The sequence below is a fragment of the Pseudomonas sp. SCA2728.1_7 genome, from assembly GCF_018138145.1.
GTDB lineage: Bacteria > Pseudomonadota > Gammaproteobacteria > Pseudomonadales > Pseudomonadaceae > Aquipseudomonas > Aquipseudomonas koreensis_A.
In genome coordinates this window covers 3784930-3800062 of the sequence record NZ_CP073104.1, presented here as the reverse complement: position 1 = coordinate 3800062, position 15133 = coordinate 3784930, and the positions used below count along the sequence as shown (strand labels likewise).

15 protein-coding genes and 1 tRNA gene are annotated in these 15133 nt (G+C 58.1%); 7 read left to right on the top strand and 9 right to left on the bottom strand.

The features are described from left to right. Positions 1-41 precede the first annotated feature (41 nt). The 6 genes from KBP52_RS16875 to KBP52_RS16850 form a co-directional block, all read right to left on the bottom strand. The gene (locus KBP52_RS16875; protein WP_212620593.1) at positions 42-1121 is read right to left on the bottom strand and encodes a hypothetical protein; all 1080 of its coding nucleotides are present in this window, start codon (positions 1119-1121) and stop codon (positions 42-44) included. Positions 1122-1701: 580 nt separating this feature from the next. Further along, positions 1702-1777, bottom strand: a tRNA-Phe gene (locus tag KBP52_RS16870). A 104-nt stretch (positions 1778-1881) separates the two neighbouring features. Further along, complete coding sequence (locus KBP52_RS16865) at positions 1882-2154, bottom strand: oxidative damage protection protein (RefSeq protein ID WP_016986336.1); 273 nt, start codon at positions 2152-2154, stop codon at positions 1882-1884. Then, a complete protein-coding gene (mutY, locus tag KBP52_RS16860) occupies positions 2151-3218 on the bottom strand; it encodes an A/G-specific adenine glycosylase (protein WP_160054970.1) in 1068 nt (355 codons plus the stop codon). The genes KBP52_RS16865 and mutY overlap by 4 nt, the downstream gene beginning before the upstream one ends. Beyond that, positions 3215-5440: an AsmA family protein gene (locus KBP52_RS16855; RefSeq protein ID WP_212620592.1), complete on the bottom strand. Its 2226-nt coding sequence runs from the start codon at positions 5438-5440 to the stop codon at positions 3215-3217. The genes mutY and KBP52_RS16855 overlap by 4 nt, the downstream gene beginning before the upstream one ends. 78 nt (positions 5441-5518) lie before the next feature. Beyond that, positions 5519-5923, bottom strand: a complete 405-nt coding sequence (locus tag KBP52_RS16850) for an acetyl-CoA sensor PanZ family protein (RefSeq protein ID WP_077570315.1) — start codon at positions 5921-5923, stop codon at positions 5519-5521. Between the two features lie 224 nt (positions 5924-6147). Between KBP52_RS16850 and KBP52_RS16845 the strand changes: the two genes are divergently transcribed. The 6 genes from KBP52_RS16845 (at position 6148) to hisF (ending at position 11138) form a co-directional block, all read left to right on the top strand. Then, entirely contained in the window at positions 6148-7812 is a 1665-nt protein-coding gene (locus tag KBP52_RS16845; protein WP_212620591.1) for an OFA family MFS transporter, read from the top strand. A 273-nt stretch (positions 7813-8085) separates the two neighbouring features. Next, a complete protein-coding gene (gene hisB / locus KBP52_RS16840; RefSeq protein ID WP_007909204.1) occupies positions 8086-8679 on the top strand; it encodes an imidazoleglycerol-phosphate dehydratase HisB in 594 nt (197 codons plus the stop codon). Next, positions 8679-9317, top strand: coding sequence for an imidazole glycerol phosphate synthase subunit HisH (hisH, locus tag KBP52_RS16835; protein WP_102899557.1), 639 nt, complete (start codon positions 8679-8681; stop codon positions 9315-9317). The genes hisB and hisH overlap by 1 nt, the downstream gene beginning before the upstream one ends. Further along, positions 9318-9578: a DUF2164 domain-containing protein gene (locus KBP52_RS16830; RefSeq protein WP_212620590.1), complete on the top strand. Its 261-nt coding sequence runs from the start codon at positions 9318-9320 to the stop codon at positions 9576-9578. 42 nt (positions 9579-9620) lie between these two features. Further along, positions 9621-10358, top strand: a complete 738-nt coding sequence (gene hisA, locus KBP52_RS16825; RefSeq protein ID WP_007909210.1) for a 1-(5-phosphoribosyl)-5-[(5-phosphoribosylamino)methylideneamino]imidazole-4-carboxamide isomerase — start codon at positions 9621-9623, stop codon at positions 10356-10358. A 9-nt stretch (positions 10359-10367) separates the two neighbouring features. Next, positions 10368-11138: an imidazole glycerol phosphate synthase subunit HisF gene (gene hisF, locus KBP52_RS16820; RefSeq protein WP_007909211.1), complete on the top strand. Its 771-nt coding sequence runs from the start codon at positions 10368-10370 to the stop codon at positions 11136-11138. A gap of 76 nt (positions 11139-11214) precedes the next feature. On the opposite strand, the gene KBP52_RS16815 is transcribed toward hisF, so the two are convergent. Next, complete coding sequence (locus KBP52_RS16815) at positions 11215-12702, bottom strand: serine protease (RefSeq protein ID WP_212620589.1); 1488 nt, start codon at positions 12700-12702, stop codon at positions 11215-11217. A 49-nt stretch (positions 12703-12751) separates the two neighbouring features. Beyond that, on the bottom strand, positions 12752-13015 hold the full coding sequence (locus KBP52_RS16810) for a hypothetical protein (RefSeq protein ID WP_212623180.1): 264 nt from the start codon (positions 13013-13015) through the stop codon (positions 12752-12754). Between KBP52_RS16810 and KBP52_RS16805 the strand changes: the two genes are divergently transcribed. Then, positions 12966-13721, top strand: a complete 756-nt coding sequence (locus KBP52_RS16805; RefSeq protein ID WP_077570321.1) for an ABC transporter substrate-binding protein — start codon at positions 12966-12968, stop codon at positions 13719-13721. The genes KBP52_RS16810 and KBP52_RS16805 overlap by 50 nt on opposite strands. On the opposite strand, the gene KBP52_RS16800 is transcribed toward KBP52_RS16805, so the two are convergent. After that, positions 13702-15078 carry a Vps62-related protein gene (locus KBP52_RS16800; RefSeq protein WP_212620588.1) on the bottom strand — a complete coding sequence of 459 codons (1377 nt, stop codon included), beginning with the start codon at positions 15076-15078 and terminating at the stop codon, positions 13702-13704. The genes KBP52_RS16805 and KBP52_RS16800 overlap by 20 nt on opposite strands. Positions 15079-15133 lie beyond the last annotated feature (55 nt).

The following is a 15133-nucleotide window of genomic DNA, read 5'->3' as shown; positions in this document are numbered from 1 at the left end:
CACATGACTGGCCATGCTGCAGCTTCGACGTGCGCTAAGTATCAGCCCTGAATCAGCAGCGGATCGTCTGAGATGACAATGGGGGATGAGAACTTCGACAGGCCGAAGATGCGCACCAATACACGTCGGTTGTCTTTGATGACATCGCGACAGTGCAGCGCCCGGACGTTATTGATCACCATGGCCGACTCTTGCGTCAGTGTGTATTGCACCGGTGTTGCTTTACCCACGCTTTGGCAAAGCGCGGAGTACGCCTCTTTGACAAAGTCCGAGGCGTTGTCGTTGACCGAAAAACGGTACGAGTTGAATCGCGCGGCGAATCCGACGTTGTCATCGAACTCCAGAATCGAAACATTACGGCCATCCTCGCCCTTGCCACTGACGAAAGAGTCGCTGCGGGTGAACTGGAAGCTGCCCGTTGTGAGTGCGAGGCATCCGGTGACGCCGATTTCATCCAGCAGGGGTGGCAATGGAATCACCGAGGTGGGCTCCAGGCTTGGATTCCATAGCGCCGACAGGATCAACGACGAGGGCGAGGGCGAATGCCCGTCCTGCGCGTTCACAGCGCACCAGTACGGCGCTTCGGTGTGCGGGCCGAGCGCGAGACCGGAGTGAGAACTCAGCTCTTTGATTTCCGGTTCGTCATTGATTTTGGTCAGTCCGCCGCCCTTGAAGTTAGCGACGAGTCGGACCAGTTTGCCTTCGTTGTCCATGTCGTAGGCAAAGGAGCTGTTATCCACCAGTTTCAACAGAATCTGATTACGTGCCGCCAGACACAGTACGTCGTGACGATTCTCCAGAGCGACCAGCTCGGGAAGTTCATCCGGTGGGCTGGTCTCGGTGAATGTTTGCATCCCCTCAAAAATCAGCAGGGAAACCAAGCCGTCGGAATAAGCGCCAAGCAGTTCACATTGACCTTTGGAAAACGAAAACTTCAACTCGGTCGCTGCCAGCGAGGCCTTGGACTTGGCACCGGCGACTTGTGGCCCGCCCATGGCTGCCAGTTCTTCAGAGAAGGTGTGCAGCAGCTTGGCTTGTTGCGTGTCAAAACTGAAAGTTCTGACTTCCTGTTCAACTAAAGACTCAACGGTTTTATTGGTTTGTTGTAGGACTTCGGTCATTGGTTACATCCCTGTCGTATCGGCTCCCGTTATATTTTTTGTGGGAGCTGTTGGCTGTTTCGATGATTCAATGCGTGCCGAGCGCGCGCACAGATCCGGACGTGGGCGAGTTGATACAGGTCTGGTTTTTTCGGGAGGGCACAGGGCGCTGTGACGCGACAGTTCACACAAGTGTTGAATGCCGGGTCAATGTTTGCTGTCGCTTGCCTGACAGTTGAAACAACAGCAGATGACCTGCGCTGAGGTCTTGTCCTCCATGACAACTTGATGAGGGGGCTTGGTTCTGCGAGCGATCCTGCTCGCAGACGCAACTCTCCTGCTGCCTGCAATAACCTCGGTAGGTTCCGAGGGTTCCGGGCGCGGAGTGCGTTATTCGGGTAATGCGTTAAATGCCGGTCGTCAGGACTGAAGTACTCGGCGATTATTTTCGACAGTCAGCAATGACCTGCCGGAAAAAGCTGACGGAGCCTAACATCAAAATAATGGCCAGCAAAAGTACTGGAAGAGGAGGTGAGGTGCGGCTTATCAAATCGCAGGCATAAAAAAACCCTGAATCTTGCGATTCAGGGTTTTCGGTATTTGGTGCCCAGAGACGGAATCGAACCGCCGACACGGGGATTTTCAATCCCCTGCTCTACCGACTGAGCTATCTGGGCAACGGGGCGCATTAAAAGGGTTTTTCGGATTTACGTCAACGACTTTTTTAAAATTTCTTAAATTAATTCCGTCGCTTACGATCCGACCCCCGATTTTGCGGGGTTTACTCTGCAGGCGGAACGTAGCCTTCGGCCTTGGCGTATTCCTCGCCGGAGAAGTACTTGTCCATTTCGCCCTGAAGATATTTGCGGTCTTCGGCGTTCATCATGTTCAGACGCTTTTCGTTGATCAGCAGGGTCTGGTGTTTCTGCCAGTCAGCCCAGGCCTTGGCCGAGACGTGGTCGAAAATATCCTGACCTTTGGCGCCCGGGAAAGGAGCGCGGTCCAGCGCGGGCAGTTCTTCTTTGTACTTACGGCACATTACGGTGCGGGTCATGGTGACTCTCCTGCATTCAAGACGGCGGCCGCGCGTTCGAGCAAGGTTTTGACCGGGGCGGCGAGGCCCAGGCGCGGCGGGGTGGCGAGGTTATACCAGAGCCAGTCGGCCTCGGCCACGTGATGGGCGGCCTCCTGCACCTGAACCAGCCAGGGTTCGATGGACAGCTGGAAATGGCTGAAGGTGTGGACAAGGCTCGGCAGCGCCTGCTGCTCGCCCATGGTCAGCGAGTGCTGATCGGCGAGATGTTGCAGGTCGTCGAGGTCGTCGAGTTCCGGCAGGCTCCACAGGCCGCCCCACAAACCTGTTGAGGGTCGGCGGTAAAGCAGAATCGCGCCGTCGCCGTTGGCGAGCATCGGCATCAGCGTGCGCTTCTGCGGGATGGCTTTGCGCGGCTTGGGAATCGGGTAGCGAGTTTCGAGGCCGAGCATGTGCGCTTCGCAGCCACGCTCCAGCGGGCACAGCAGACAGCTCGGCTTGCTGCGGGTGCAGAGTGTTGCGCCAAGATCCATCATCGCCTGGGTATAGGCATTGACCCGATCGTGCGGCGTAAAGCGCTCAGCGTTGGCCCACAGCTGTTTGGCGACCTTCGGCTCGCCGGGGTAACCCTCTTGCGCAGTAAAACGCGCCAGCACGCGTTTGACGTTGCCGTCGAGAATCGGCGCGCGCAGGCCCATGCTGATGCTGGCGATGGCGCCAGCGGTGGACAGGCCAATGCCCGGCAGATCGGTGAGCTTTTCAACGTCACGCGGAAACTCGCCGCCGTACTGGCTGACGACGATCTTCGCGGTCTTCTGCAAATTGCGTGCGCGGGTGTAGTAACCGAGCCCGGTCCACAGATGCAGCACTTCATCTTCGGGGGCTTCGGCCAGCGCTTCGACCGTCGGCAGCGCGGCCATGAAACGGTCGAAATAGTTGAGCACGGTGCTGACCTGGGTCTGCTGCAACATGATCTCCGACACCCACACCCGGTACGGGTTGATGTCCTGCTGCCAAGGCAGATCGTGGCGGCCGTGGCGGTCGAACCAATCCAGCACCGCCGTGGAAAATTGCTCCGCTCTCATCGCTTGAACAGCCCCTTCAATGCGTTTTTCAATTCCGGGCTGACCTTGTCACCGAGTTTCTCGTCGATCTTCTCACTGAGCTTGTCGCCGGCCAGTTTGGTTGCGACCTGACCGAGGCGATCGTTGTCGACGCGGCAGGCCTTGGCGCCCAGCTCCAGCGGGCCACGGCAGCGCAGCGGCCATTCGACACCGACGAATTTTTCGCCGACCTGACACGCCGGATCCGGCATGGCGCTGGTGTCGCCCTCGACGATGATGCCGACGCGGTAGTCCATGCCGAGCACGCGCAGGTCGATGTCGCCGTCACCGTTGACGGTCATGCCGGGGATGCGCACTTTCAGGTCAGGGTTGCTGGCAATGCCGTTGCGAAAGGTCAGGTTGCCCTTGAGTTCCTGGAACGGCGTGTCTTTGCCGCGTGGCTCGCCGCTGAGGGTTTTGCGGTTGAGCGTGGCGATGCCTTTGCACAGTTGCTGCTCAAGGTTGGCGTTGAGCAGCACACCATTGTTGATCACGAAACCGGCGTTGCCGTTCAGCGTGTCGATCAATGCCTGCTGACTATTGCCGCTGCCGGTCACGTTGCTGGTGAGGGTCACCAGACCTTTGACGGGAGGGTTCTTGCCTTGGCTTTCGAGGATTTTTTCTACAGGCACGCGATTGAGCTTGGTCTGCAGGTTCAGTACCGGAGCGCTTGGGCGTACATCGAGGGTGCCGTTGGCTGCAAAACCACCGTTGTACAACTCGCCGCTCAGGTTGGTCAGGGTCAGCAAGCCGCCCTGGCCGCTAGCCTTGAGCGCTGCGTTCTGGATTGGCAGTTTGTCGAGGGTCAGTTGGCCAAAGGTCAGATCGGCATCGACGTCGAGTTTGGCCAGGCGTTCAACCGGCAACAGGCGCTCGGTACTCCAGGCGGTTTTGCTTGGTTTGTCCGGCAGAGGCGTGGAGCCGGCACCAACCATCGCATCGGCTTCGGTGCTGGCGACTTCGGCCTGGCGCGTTTGTGTGGCGTTGACGGCTTTTTCCGATTTTGGTGGCAGGTAACGGTCAGCGTTGAACGTGTCAGCCTTGAGGATCGCCCGCAACGATTGCTTGGCGAAGTCTTCGACGGCGATGCGGCCGCTGAAGCTGCTGTCGTCGAGTTTCAGGTTGATGTTGTCGAAGGCGATGCTGGTTGGCGTGGCCGCTACGCGGCTGACCAGTTCGACCTTGCTCAGACTGCCTTCGGCCATGGCCGGGAGCTTCTGGCCAACGCTGTCGACGAACTTCGCCAGATCGAACTGGGCGATGGAGATGCCGCCGGTGATCTGCGGGGTCTTGTCGAGGTCGTTGGCTTTCAGCTCGCCCAATGCGCGCAACTGGTTGGCGGAGATCTTGATGCCAGTCCATTCGGCGACGTTCGCAGCTTTATCGAGCAACAACTGCCCTTGAGCGGCGAAGGTCATGGTCTTGCCTTGCAACGGATCGCCAGCCAGTTCGCCGGAAAGCTTCAGGTCTTCAAACTTGTAGCGTTGCAGGGCGCGTTCGATACGCAGCTCGCCGGTGAGTTCGGTACGCACGCGCAGAACCGGCTGATTGGTACCGAGGAAGGCAGTGGCTTTCACCGGGATATTCGTCGAATCGTGTACCGGGCCGGTGCTCAGCTGGATACTTTCGGCACTGAATTGCTTGCCGGTCTTCTCGTCGTTGTACTCAACACGGGCGTTGTTGACGGTCAGGCTGTCGATGTCGAGGCGGATCGGCTGCGGCGGTTTTTCCACTGCAACAGGGGCTTCGCTGGCCGGCTGGCCCGGGGTAGCAGCTGGCGGCGTCGCACCGGCGGGTGCGGGCACCTTGCCGATGTCTTCCCAGTTGCCGTGGCCGTCCTTGTCGCGGTTCAGGCGCAGGTTCAGGCCTTCGACGCGCACGTCGCTCATCTGCACTTCGCGGCGCAGCAGCGGCAGCACGCGCACGGACAGACCGAGCATCTGCAAATCGGCAAACGGTTCGGCAGGTTTGACCAGGGTGGCGACGCTGGCCTCGTGCAATTCCAGGCCAAGCCATGGGAACAGGCTCCAGCCGATATCGCCATTGAGCGTCAGCTCGATGTGGGCCTTGTCGCGGGCTATCTGGCGGATCTCGTCTTTGTAGTCGTTGGGATCGAAGAGGTGGGTCAGGGCAAAGCCTGCCGCCACAATGATCAGCAACAGCCCGAGAAGTACCAGACCCAGGATTTTGCCGAACGCTTTCATGGGCGAGTCCTTGTAGTTAGTCGAATTCGTAATTTAGCCGGGGAGTATAGCGCTGCAACCACCCGGTTCGCTGTGACGTCATGTTGCCAGGACCTCCAGCGGCACCTGCAATTTGGCGGCGAGTGCCTGAGCCTCAAATTGTCCAATAGGAGCCAGCAAACGCAGTTCGGCCCCCGATTGCGACGCCATTTTCCGCGCTTGGTTCACCAGCCGCTCGGCTACCCCACGGCGGCGGGTAACTTTTCGTACGCATAAATGGGACAAGTACCAAACGTCGTGGTGCTTTTGCAGACGCGCTGCGCCAAGCAGGCGATCGTTGAAGCGTCCGGCAATCAAAGTCCCGTCTGCGAGGGCGCTTTCGATCAGTTCAGCCTCCCCGGAAAACGGCGCGAGCAGCCATTCCGGGGCATCGCGATAAATCTTCTGCAAATCCTGCTGATCCTGATAACTGGCGTCTTTCAGGGCTTGGACAACGATCGGCATGGCGTCTTCCTGAGTGGTACGAGAACAGATGACATAAAAAAGGTGATATCAGTTTGGTTTTTCTGTCACGTGCAAATGGTAACCTTCGCCCGTTCGTCCGTCCTTCTGCGACTTAACGTCGCGCCTTCAAGGAGCTTCACCCAAAAAAACGGTCATGCCTGCGTGCATAAAGGCCGGGGGTGAACAGTGGCTGGCGAACCATACTAATAATTGGGGGATACACAATGAGCACGAGCATCACGGCGGACGGCCTCAAAGCCGATCAGCCCGCGTTCCTGTCCAAGGAACGCATCATCGCCAAGCCCGGTTTCAACCGTTGGCTAGTCCCACCGGCCGCTCTGGCCATCCACCTGTGCATCGGCATGGCCTACGGCTTCTCGGTGTTCTGGTTGCCGCTGTCCAAGGCGCTGGGCGTTACTGCTCCGGTGGCTTGCGCACCGGACATGAGCTTCATCGCACAAGTGTTCTCGTCGCAATGCGACTGGCCGATCTCGATGCTCGGCTGGATCTACACGCTGTTCTTCATCTTCCTCGGCTGCTCGGCAGCGATCTGGGGTGGCTGGCTGGAACACGCAGGGCCACGCAAGGCCGGTGTGGTATCGGCACTGTGCTGGTGCGGCGGTCTGCTGATTTCGGCGCTGGGTATTTATACCCACCAGATCTGGCTGATGTGGATCGGCTCCGGCGTGATCGGTGGTATCGGTCTGGGTCTGGGCTATATCTCGCCGGTTTCGACCCTGATCAAGTGGTTCCCGGACAAGCGCGGCATGGCCACCGGCATGGCGATCATGGGCTTCGGTGGCGGCGCGATGGTCGGTGCACCGCTGGCAACCGCGCTGATGAGCCACTTTGGCTCGGCTGAAGGTGTTGGCGTCTGGCAGAGCTTCGTGGCCATGGCTGCTATCTACTTTGTGTTCATGATCGGCGGCGCTCTGGCTTACCGCGTGCCGCCAACCGGCTGGAAACCTGAAGGCTGGACCGCTCCGGCGAAAAAGGCTTCCAATTCGATGATCACTCATCGCCACGTGCACGTGAATGTGGCGTGGAAAACCCCGCAGTTCCGTCTGGTCTGGCTGGTGCTGTGCCTGAACGTCTCCGCCGGTATCGGCATCCTCGGCATGGCTTCGCCACTGCTGCAGGAGGTGTTTGGCGGCAAGCTGCTGGGTGTTGATGTGCCGTTTGGCCAGCTCGATGCCGGGCAACTGGCCTCGATCGCCGCGATTGCTGCCGGTTTCACCGGTCTGCTGAGCCTGTTCAACATCGGTGGCCGCTTCTTCTGGGCCTCGTTCTCGGACTACCTGGGGCGCAAAAACACCTACTTCGTGTTCTTCGCCCTGGGTTTTGCCCTGTACGCGCTGATTCCGAACATGGGCCATTTGGGCAACGTTGCGCTGTTCGTGGCGGCGTTCTGCATCATTCTGTCGATGTACGGCGGCGGTTTTGCCACTGTGCCGGCTTATCTGGCGGACCTGTTCGGTACACAGATGGTTGGTGCGATCCACGGTCGCCTGCTGACTGCCTGGGCTGCCGCTGGCGTGCTCGGTCCGGTGTTGGTGAACTACTTGCGTGAATATCAGTTGAGTATCGGCGTAGAACGCGCTGCCGCTTACGACATCACCTTGTACATCCTCGCCGGCCTGCTGGTGCTGGGCTTCCTGTGCAACCTGCTGGTGCGTCCGGTGGCCGACAAGTACTTCATGACCGACGCGGAACTGGCCGCCGAACAGGCGCTGGGTCACGACAAAGGTGCTGATGCCAGCACCGTTCTGGAGTGGAACGCCGCGCCGGGCAGCAAGCCGCTGGCAATCGCCGCGTGGTTGGCAGTGGGTATTCCGTTGGCGTGGGGTGTGTGGGTGACCCTGCAGAAGACGGCGGTACTGTTTCACTAAGGTGTTAGCTGAATAAACACCGAACCTGTGGGAGCGAGCCTGCTCGCGAAGACGGAGTGTCAGTCGACATAAATGTTGGCTGACCCACCGCATTCGCGAGCAGGCTCGCTCCCACATTTGTTTTTGCGCTGCCTGTAATGGCTTGTATGGACATGTCTACCCGCGACAGCCGGGCGTTCTATCCGTCAGCCATCTCACCTCTCGTGTTTCTGTTTCGGCCCCGCGTGCCTATAATGGCTGCCTTTTTCGCCCAATGATTTTGCGGAGCTGGTGATGGCCGAACGTAAGGCGTCTGTCGAGCGCGACACTCTGGAAACCCAGATCAAAGCCTCGATCAACCTTGATGGCACCGGAAAGGCCCGATTTGATATCGGTGTTCCTTTTCTTGAGCACATGCTGGATCAGATCGCCCGTCACGGGTTGATCGACCTGGATATTGAATGCAAGGGCGATCTGCATATCGACGACCACCATACGGTGGAAGACGTCGGTATCACCCTCGGCCAGGCATTTGCCAAAGCCATCGGCGATAAAAAAGGCATCCGTCGCTACGGTCACGCCTACGTGCCGCTCGATGAAGCGCTGTCGCGCGTGGTGATCGACTTCTCCGGTCGTCCAGGCCTGCAGATGCACGTGCCGTACACCCGCGCCACCGTGGGCGGCTTCGACGTTGATCTGTTCCAGGAATTCTTCCAGGGCTTCGTCAACCACGCACTGGTCAGCCTGCACATCGACAACCTGCGTGGCACCAACACCCACCACCAGATCGAAACCGTGTTCAAGGCTTTCGGCCGCGCGCTGCGCATGGCCGTCGAGCTGGATGAGCGCATGGCCGGGCAAATGCCATCGACCAAAGGCGTTCTGTAATGCAGACGGTTGCAGTTATCGATTACGGCATGGGTAACCTGCACTCGGTGGCCAAGGCTCTGGAGCACGTCGGCGCCGGTAAAGTGCTGATCACCAGCGATGCGGCGGTGATTCGCGAAGCTGACCGCGTGGTGTTCCCCGGTGTTGGCGCGATCCGCGACTGCATGGCGGAGATCCGTCGCCTCGGCTTCGATTCGCTGGTGCGTGAAGTCAGTCAGGATCGTCCGTTCCTCGGTATCTGTGTCGGCATGCAAGCGTTGCTCGACACCAGCGAAGAGAACGACGGCGTCGACTGCATCGGCCTGTTCCCGGGCGCGGTGAAGTTCTTCGGCAAAGACCTGCATGAAGACGGCGAGCACCTGAAAGTCCCGCACATGGGCTGGAACGAAGTGCAGCAGAAAGTCAGCCATCCGCTGTGGCATGACATTCCGGACATGGCGCGTTTCTACTTTGTGCACAGCTACTACATTGCCGCCGCCAACGCGCGGCAGGTGGTCGGTGGCGGTCATTACGGCGTCGATTTCGCTGCGGCGCTGGCCGATGGTTCGCGTTTCGCCGTGCAGTTCCATCCGGAGAAGAGCCATACCCATGGCCTGCAATTGCTGCAGAACTTCGCCGCGTGGGACGGTCGCTGGTAAATGGCTGCCAAGAAATCCAAACCGCCGATCCTGACCCTCACTCCCGAACAGGAGAACGAGGCCAATCGCAAGATTCAGCGGTTCATGGAAGACCGTTTCGAACTGGACCTGGGTTCGTTCGAAGCGGCGGAAATTCTTGAGCTGTTTACCCGCGAAATTGCTCCGCACTATTACAACAGGGCGATTTTCGATGTGCAGACCAACCTCAAAGAGCGGTTTGAAAGCATCGAAAGCGACCTGTGGGCGCTCGAGAAAAACTGATTTCCGAGCCAAGCTGAACATTCAAATTTGAAGGTTTGCCAGATGCTGATTATTCCCGCTATCGATCTCAAGGACGGTGCCTGCGTACGTCTGCGCCAGGGCCGCATGGAAGATTCCACAGTGTTCTCCGATGACCCGGTGAGCATGGCTGCCAAGTGGGTGGAGGGCGGTTGCCGCCGTCTGCATCTGGTCGATCTGAACGGCGCTTTCGAAGGCCAGCCAGTCAACGGCGAAGTGGTCACCGCAATCGCCAAACGCTACCCGACCCTGCCGATCCAGATCGGTGGCGGCATCCGTTCGCTGGAAACCATCGAGCACTACGTCAAGGCAGGCGTGAGCTACGTGATCATCGGCACCAAAGCCGTTAAAGATCCGGCGTTCGTCGCTGAAGCGTGCCGTGCGTTCCCGGGCAAGATCATCGTCGGTCTGGACGCCAAAGACGGTTTCGTCGCCACCGATGGCTGGGCTGAAATCAGCACCGTACAAGTCATTGATCTGGCCAAGCAATTTGAAGCCGACGGCGTGTCCTCGATCGTTTATACCGACATCGCCAAAGACGGCATGATGCAAGGCTGCAACGTACCGTTCACCGCTGCCCTGGCCGCAGCCACCAAGATTCCGGTGATCGCTTCCGGCGGTATCCACAATCTGGGTGACATCAAGTCGCTGCTCGACGCCAAGGCGCCGGGCATCATCGGCGCCATCACGGGCCGGGCGATTTACGAAGGCACCCTCGACGTCGCCGAAGCGCAAGCTTTCTGCGATTCGTACAAAGGCTGAGGACTGACCATGGCGCTGGCCAAACGCATCATCCCTTGCCTGGACGTGGACAACGGCCGGGTCGTCAAAGGTGTGAAGTTCGAAAACATCCGCGACGCCGGTGACCCGGTGGAAATCGCCCGTCGCTACGACGAGCAGGGTGCCGACGAGATTACTTTTCTCGACATCACCGCCAGCGTCGATGGCCGCGACACCACGCTGCATACCGTCGAGCGCATGGCCAGTCAGGTGTTCATTCCGCTGACCGTCGGCGGTGGCGTGCGTACCGTGCAGGACATTCGTAACCTGCTGAATGCCGGTGCGGACAAGGTGTCGATCAACACTGCGGCCGTGTTCAACCCGGAATTCGTTGGCGAAGCCGCGCAGCATTTTGGCTCGCAGTGCATCGTCGTCGCCATCGATGCCAAGAAGGTCTCCGGCCCTGGCGAAACCCCGCGATGGGAAATCTTCACCCACGGCGGGCGCAAGCCGACCGGCCTCGACGCGGTCGAGTGGGCGAAAAAAATGGAAGGCCTCGGTGCCGGCGAGATCCTGCTGACCAGCATGGATCAGGACGGCATGAAAAACGGTTTCGACCTCGGCGTCACCCGCGCGATCAGCGATGCGCTGGGCATTCCGGTGATTGCTTCCGGTGGCGTTGGCAATTTGCAGCATCTGGCTGACGGTATTCTCGAAGGCCACGCCAGCGCTGTGTTGGCGGCGAGTATTTTCCACTTCGGCGAATACACCGTGCAGGAAGCCAAGGCTTACATGGCCAAACGCGGCATCGTCATGCGCTGATCAGGCTGAGTTTGCGTACTACCGGGCGGAACTCCATGAGGGTTATTCACCGCCCGGCTTGTTGACGCGCGACGGCTCAAGGTTTTTGCAGTGTATCTGTACGCACAGTTGACGTATTGAAATCGCGATCCATGGTGTAGCTGCACAGCGTCAGTGGCAGGGCATCGTTGGGTACCAGAAAACTGTCGTCTATCTTGCTGTAACTTCTGGAATCGATGGCGGCACAGTCCGTTGAGTTCACAGCCCCAACGTATATCTGAGTCCAGATATTGCGATCTGTGGTTCCACGGTATTCGATCAACAGATCTTCAGTACCAGGTTTAATGTGCGGGGTTGGTTCAGGCAGTCGAATTCCTCCCGGATTGACCAATCGTGCCGGCAGAATTTGTGCATTGCGCAGTTTTCCCTCGATAATTTCTTGATCGACTGAGTCGACACCCATCAGGCACAGATAATATAAACCCGCTTCGCTGCCGATCGTTTTATTAATAAGGCCGGCACTGATATTAATCGGGTCGCTGTAGTGTTCTGGTAAGTAGCAGGCCTGTGCATCGCGCACATTTTTAAAACGAAAGAAGTCGGTGTTCATTGAAAACCTGACGTCCCAGGTTGGCCCATTTTCATGGCCTTTGTCCGGGGTTTTATAAAGAGTAACGTCTGCGTTGTTTCTGGCTCTGAAGTTAAAGTCGGGCTTTAGCGTACAGGCAGTTGCGTCCCTGTTGAAGCGACCCGCCGAGAAGCAGGACATCAGGTAATCGATGGGAAAACTTTGACTGGCCTGGTCAGGCAATATGGATTGACGGGGAGGGTTTGCACAGAGTCCATGCCAGAAGCACAAATCGTCTGCTGTGATGCCGTAGGTGGTTCCCGACATCACACCGGTGACTTCCCGTGTTGCGATGTCCATGACCGGGGAGCCGGATGAGCCCGGTTCGATGCCTTTGCAATCCTGCTTCTGATAATCGGTATGGACGGTCAGGTACTTGATCAGCGTGGTGTTTGCCGGCTCTTGTGTACAGGACGAAAGCCTGAGGCCCGGGGCGCTCAAGGGGGCGCCGATGACATTGACCGGCCCGGGTTTTTCAGGCGCGTTGCGTCCCAGCTTGAGTGGATTGATGCCGTCGTCGATCACCGCTTGCAGCGAAGTGTTCAATTCCATGACCGCGACATCGGTGCCGGCGAGGCTTGCCCACTTGACCTGATGAATGTCGTAAAGCCTGACATCGAGCAGAGTGTCCTGAAAATAGTTGAATTGCATTTGGCCCTGATAGGCCATATCAGCGGCTGTTCCAATCCAGATTGAGGCGCAATGTCCGTTGGTCAGGATATACGCCGGGCCGTTCGAGTTATTGTCAGAGTCGCGGGTGTCGATAAGAAAAGCGGTGCAATAGCGACGGTCTCCTTTGATGATCTGCCCGATGCCATTTAAATGATTGTTCTGGCCGTCAGCATTATTCAAAATAACAGGCTCCGCGGCTTCCGGAAAACTGTATGCGCAAGACGTCAGCGTGAATGTAATTGTTAGCAGTGCGAGAGTTGTTGTCAGTTTTGATTTGTAACTCATGACCGATCCTTGGTCTAGACTGAAAGTTATGTTGGTTGTTATTGAAACTTTAATTTAATTCGTTTTTTTGGTGTTGTTGGCGCTGTAGCAAAATGTGAGTTGCAGGCTCTTCAAAACTGGCTTTATTGGTTGAAAAACAACTGAAAAAATCGTCCTGCTGACGCTTGTCACTCGAGCGCAGTGCATTGACTCCGTACAGGCCAGTGGACAGCATGGCGCACCCAAGGCACTCTTGGGCACGCCATGGATTCCGGTAGCCCGACATGATCAAACGCCTGCTTCTTGTTTTCGCCAGTGCATCGATGTTGCTCATCAACACGGCCCGCGCCGAAACCAGTCCCGACACCGATCTGGTGCTCCTCACCGAAAACTTTCCGCCGTACAACATGGCGAAAGATGGCAAGAACTTCGCCAAAGGCGAGAACATCAATGGCATCGCCGCCGATATCGTGCGCGAAATGTTCAAGCGTGCCGGCGTCACTTATAGCCTGACCCTGCGTTTTCCATGGGAGCGAGTCTATAAACTCGCGCTGGAAAATCCCGGTTATGGCGCTTTTGTGATGGCGCGCCTGCCGGACCGCGAAAAACTCTTCAAATGGGTTGGTCCCATCGGCCCTGATGACTGGATCATGCTGGCCAAGGCTGACAGCAAGATCACCCTCGAGACTGTCAACGACGCACGCAAGTACAAGGTTGGCGCCTATAAGGGCGATGCGATTGCCGAGACGTTGGCCAAACAAGGCCTGAAGCCGATTGTGGTGCTGCGCGATCAGGACAACGCGAAGAAACTGGTCAATGGTCAGATTGATCTGTGGGCCACCGGTGATCCTGCCGGGCGCTATCTGGCGCGGCAGGATGGGGTCACCGGCCTGAAAACCGTGCTGCGCTTCAACAGTGCCGAGTTGTACCTGGCGCTGAACAAGGACGTCTCCGATGAAGTCGTCGCCAGGCTTCAGGCTGCGCTGGATCAGTTGCGCAAGGAAGGTGTGGTCGACGAAATCATGGCGCGCTATCTATAGCAACCGGCAGGTCCGGGGCTGGCTGTGCGCTAACGTTGGCGCCATCGATGTCCGGTTCTGCCGGGGTGTCTGTCGTCAGTGGCGGACATGCGCTGACGACCTCGACGGACTCCGGCGGATATTGCGTCAGCAGCACGCTTGAATCATCGGTGTAACCAAAGTCGACTGCCACTTGAGTGCCGTCTTCCCGTACCAACTCGTAATGGCTTTGCAGCTGATAAACCGCGACGGCTGTTTGCTTCGGCGCCATGCCAATTACCACTTGAGGTCGTAGCTCGTTCCAGCCGCTGGAAGACGTCTCGGTGCGGGTCAAACTCTTCGGCAGGCAGGCTGAGAATTTTGTCAGGCGGATATCGCTGAGGGGCATGGTCGGCCAGGCTTTGACGATTTCCATGGCGGTAAAACCATGGAACATGCGCATCGTCAGCGCGTTTTGCGCGCGCGACGCCATCCATTTAACGGCCCGATACTTGTCCGATTCATTGTGCTCGTGACCAATGAGCACGTATTCGTCAGTCCTTTTCAGTTCGTAGTAGGGCGAATTGCGAAATTGTTCGCCGGGATGAGCATGGTCTCGCACTACAAACCAAGGCAGGCGGGCAATCTGGGTGACAGTGGCAGGTTCGTTTACTACGGGCTTCGCGTACCCGGTCAGAGTCGGAATTGGCGGCGGTGCGCTGACTTGTAGCGGGATTTGCAGGCGCAGGCTGTACGCCGTCGGAGGTGCTACAGGCTTGCTATAACCCTGGATGCCAACGAAGGTGCAGGGCGCAAAATGGATGTCGCCTGCGGCGGCAGTCGGCGGTTCGATGCCAAAGGCGCTGAAACTGAGCTTGGCGCCGCTGCCCTTGTCATTCCAGATCAACTCGCCGACGTTCGCTGCGATCACCAGGTCGAGCCTGACGCAGCGCACCGAGTTCAACGAAGGTTTGCAGTGATCGTTGGAGCACACGAGCCCCAGAGCGACGTAACCGACAGGGGCCAAAGGTCGCCAGATCGACATGGGCGTGACACTGGGCGCCCCGGTTTCTTTCCAGACAAGTTCAAAGTCGACAGGGCGGGCCAGTGCCTTTCCTTTAGTGCTCTGGGCCCCTTCCATATCTTTCTCGCAGACCACGGCTGCGACCATTTCGCCATTGATATTGGTGCCGCCGGGAATGAGCACGTCGCCCAGCGGAAAGTAGCCTGGCAATGCATCCGGAGCAGGGGTGGGGCGCCAGAATGTGGCGGGTTTTGCTTTGGAACCGTTGGTGCTCCAGACCCGGTGAAACTCCGTGGTGAAGTTGATCAGCAGATTGTCCTGCGTGATCGGTTCCATCTGTTTGGGGTGGGCTGCGGTGTTGTCTTCGATAGTCATGATGATTCCTGATAGTTGAAAGCGACGCGAGGGCGTCACGACCTGTTGCAGGTCG

What these genes read in the sequence shown, in the direction of transcription:
- KBP52_RS16875 (WP_212620593.1), bottom strand. Translation starts at nt 1,121, where the DNA reads ATGACCGAAGTCCTACAACAAACCAATAAAACCGTTGAGTCTTTAGTT.
- KBP52_RS16865 (WP_016986336.1), bottom strand. Translation starts at nt 2,154, where the DNA reads ATGACCCGCACCGTAATGTGCCGTAAGTACAAAGAAGAACTGCCCGCG.
- mutY (WP_160054970.1), bottom strand. Translation starts at nt 3,218, where the DNA reads ATGAGAGCGGAGCAATTTTCCACGGCGGTGCTGGATTGGTTCGACCGC.
- KBP52_RS16855 (WP_212620592.1), bottom strand. Translation starts at nt 5,440, where the DNA reads ATGAAAGCGTTCGGCAAAATCCTGGGTCTGGTACTTCTCGGGCTGTTG.
- KBP52_RS16850 (WP_077570315.1), bottom strand. Translation starts at nt 5,923, where the DNA reads ATGCCGATCGTTGTCCAAGCCCTGAAAGACGCCAGTTATCAGGATCAG.
- KBP52_RS16845 (WP_212620591.1), top strand. Translation starts at nt 6,148, where the DNA reads ATGAGCACGAGCATCACGGCGGACGGCCTCAAAGCCGATCAGCCCGCG.
- hisB (WP_007909204.1), top strand. Translation starts at nt 8,086, where the DNA reads ATGGCCGAACGTAAGGCGTCTGTCGAGCGCGACACTCTGGAAACCCAG.
- hisH (WP_102899557.1), top strand. Translation starts at nt 8,679, where the DNA reads ATGCAGACGGTTGCAGTTATCGATTACGGCATGGGTAACCTGCACTCG.
- KBP52_RS16830 (WP_212620590.1), top strand. Translation starts at nt 9,318, where the DNA reads ATGGCTGCCAAGAAATCCAAACCGCCGATCCTGACCCTCACTCCCGAA.
- hisA (WP_007909210.1), top strand. Translation starts at nt 9,621, where the DNA reads ATGCTGATTATTCCCGCTATCGATCTCAAGGACGGTGCCTGCGTACGT.
- hisF (WP_007909211.1), top strand. Translation starts at nt 10,368, where the DNA reads ATGGCGCTGGCCAAACGCATCATCCCTTGCCTGGACGTGGACAACGGC.
- KBP52_RS16815 (WP_212620589.1), bottom strand. Translation starts at nt 12,702, where the DNA reads ATGAGTTACAAATCAAAACTGACAACAACTCTCGCACTGCTAACAATT.
- KBP52_RS16805 (WP_077570321.1), top strand. Translation starts at nt 12,966, where the DNA reads ATGATCAAACGCCTGCTTCTTGTTTTCGCCAGTGCATCGATGTTGCTC.
- KBP52_RS16810 (WP_212623180.1), bottom strand. Translation starts at nt 13,015, where the DNA reads ATGAGCAACATCGATGCACTGGCGAAAACAAGAAGCAGGCGTTTGATC.
- KBP52_RS16800 (WP_212620588.1), bottom strand. Translation starts at nt 15,078, where the DNA reads ATGACTATCGAAGACAACACCGCAGCCCACCCCAAACAGATGGAACCG.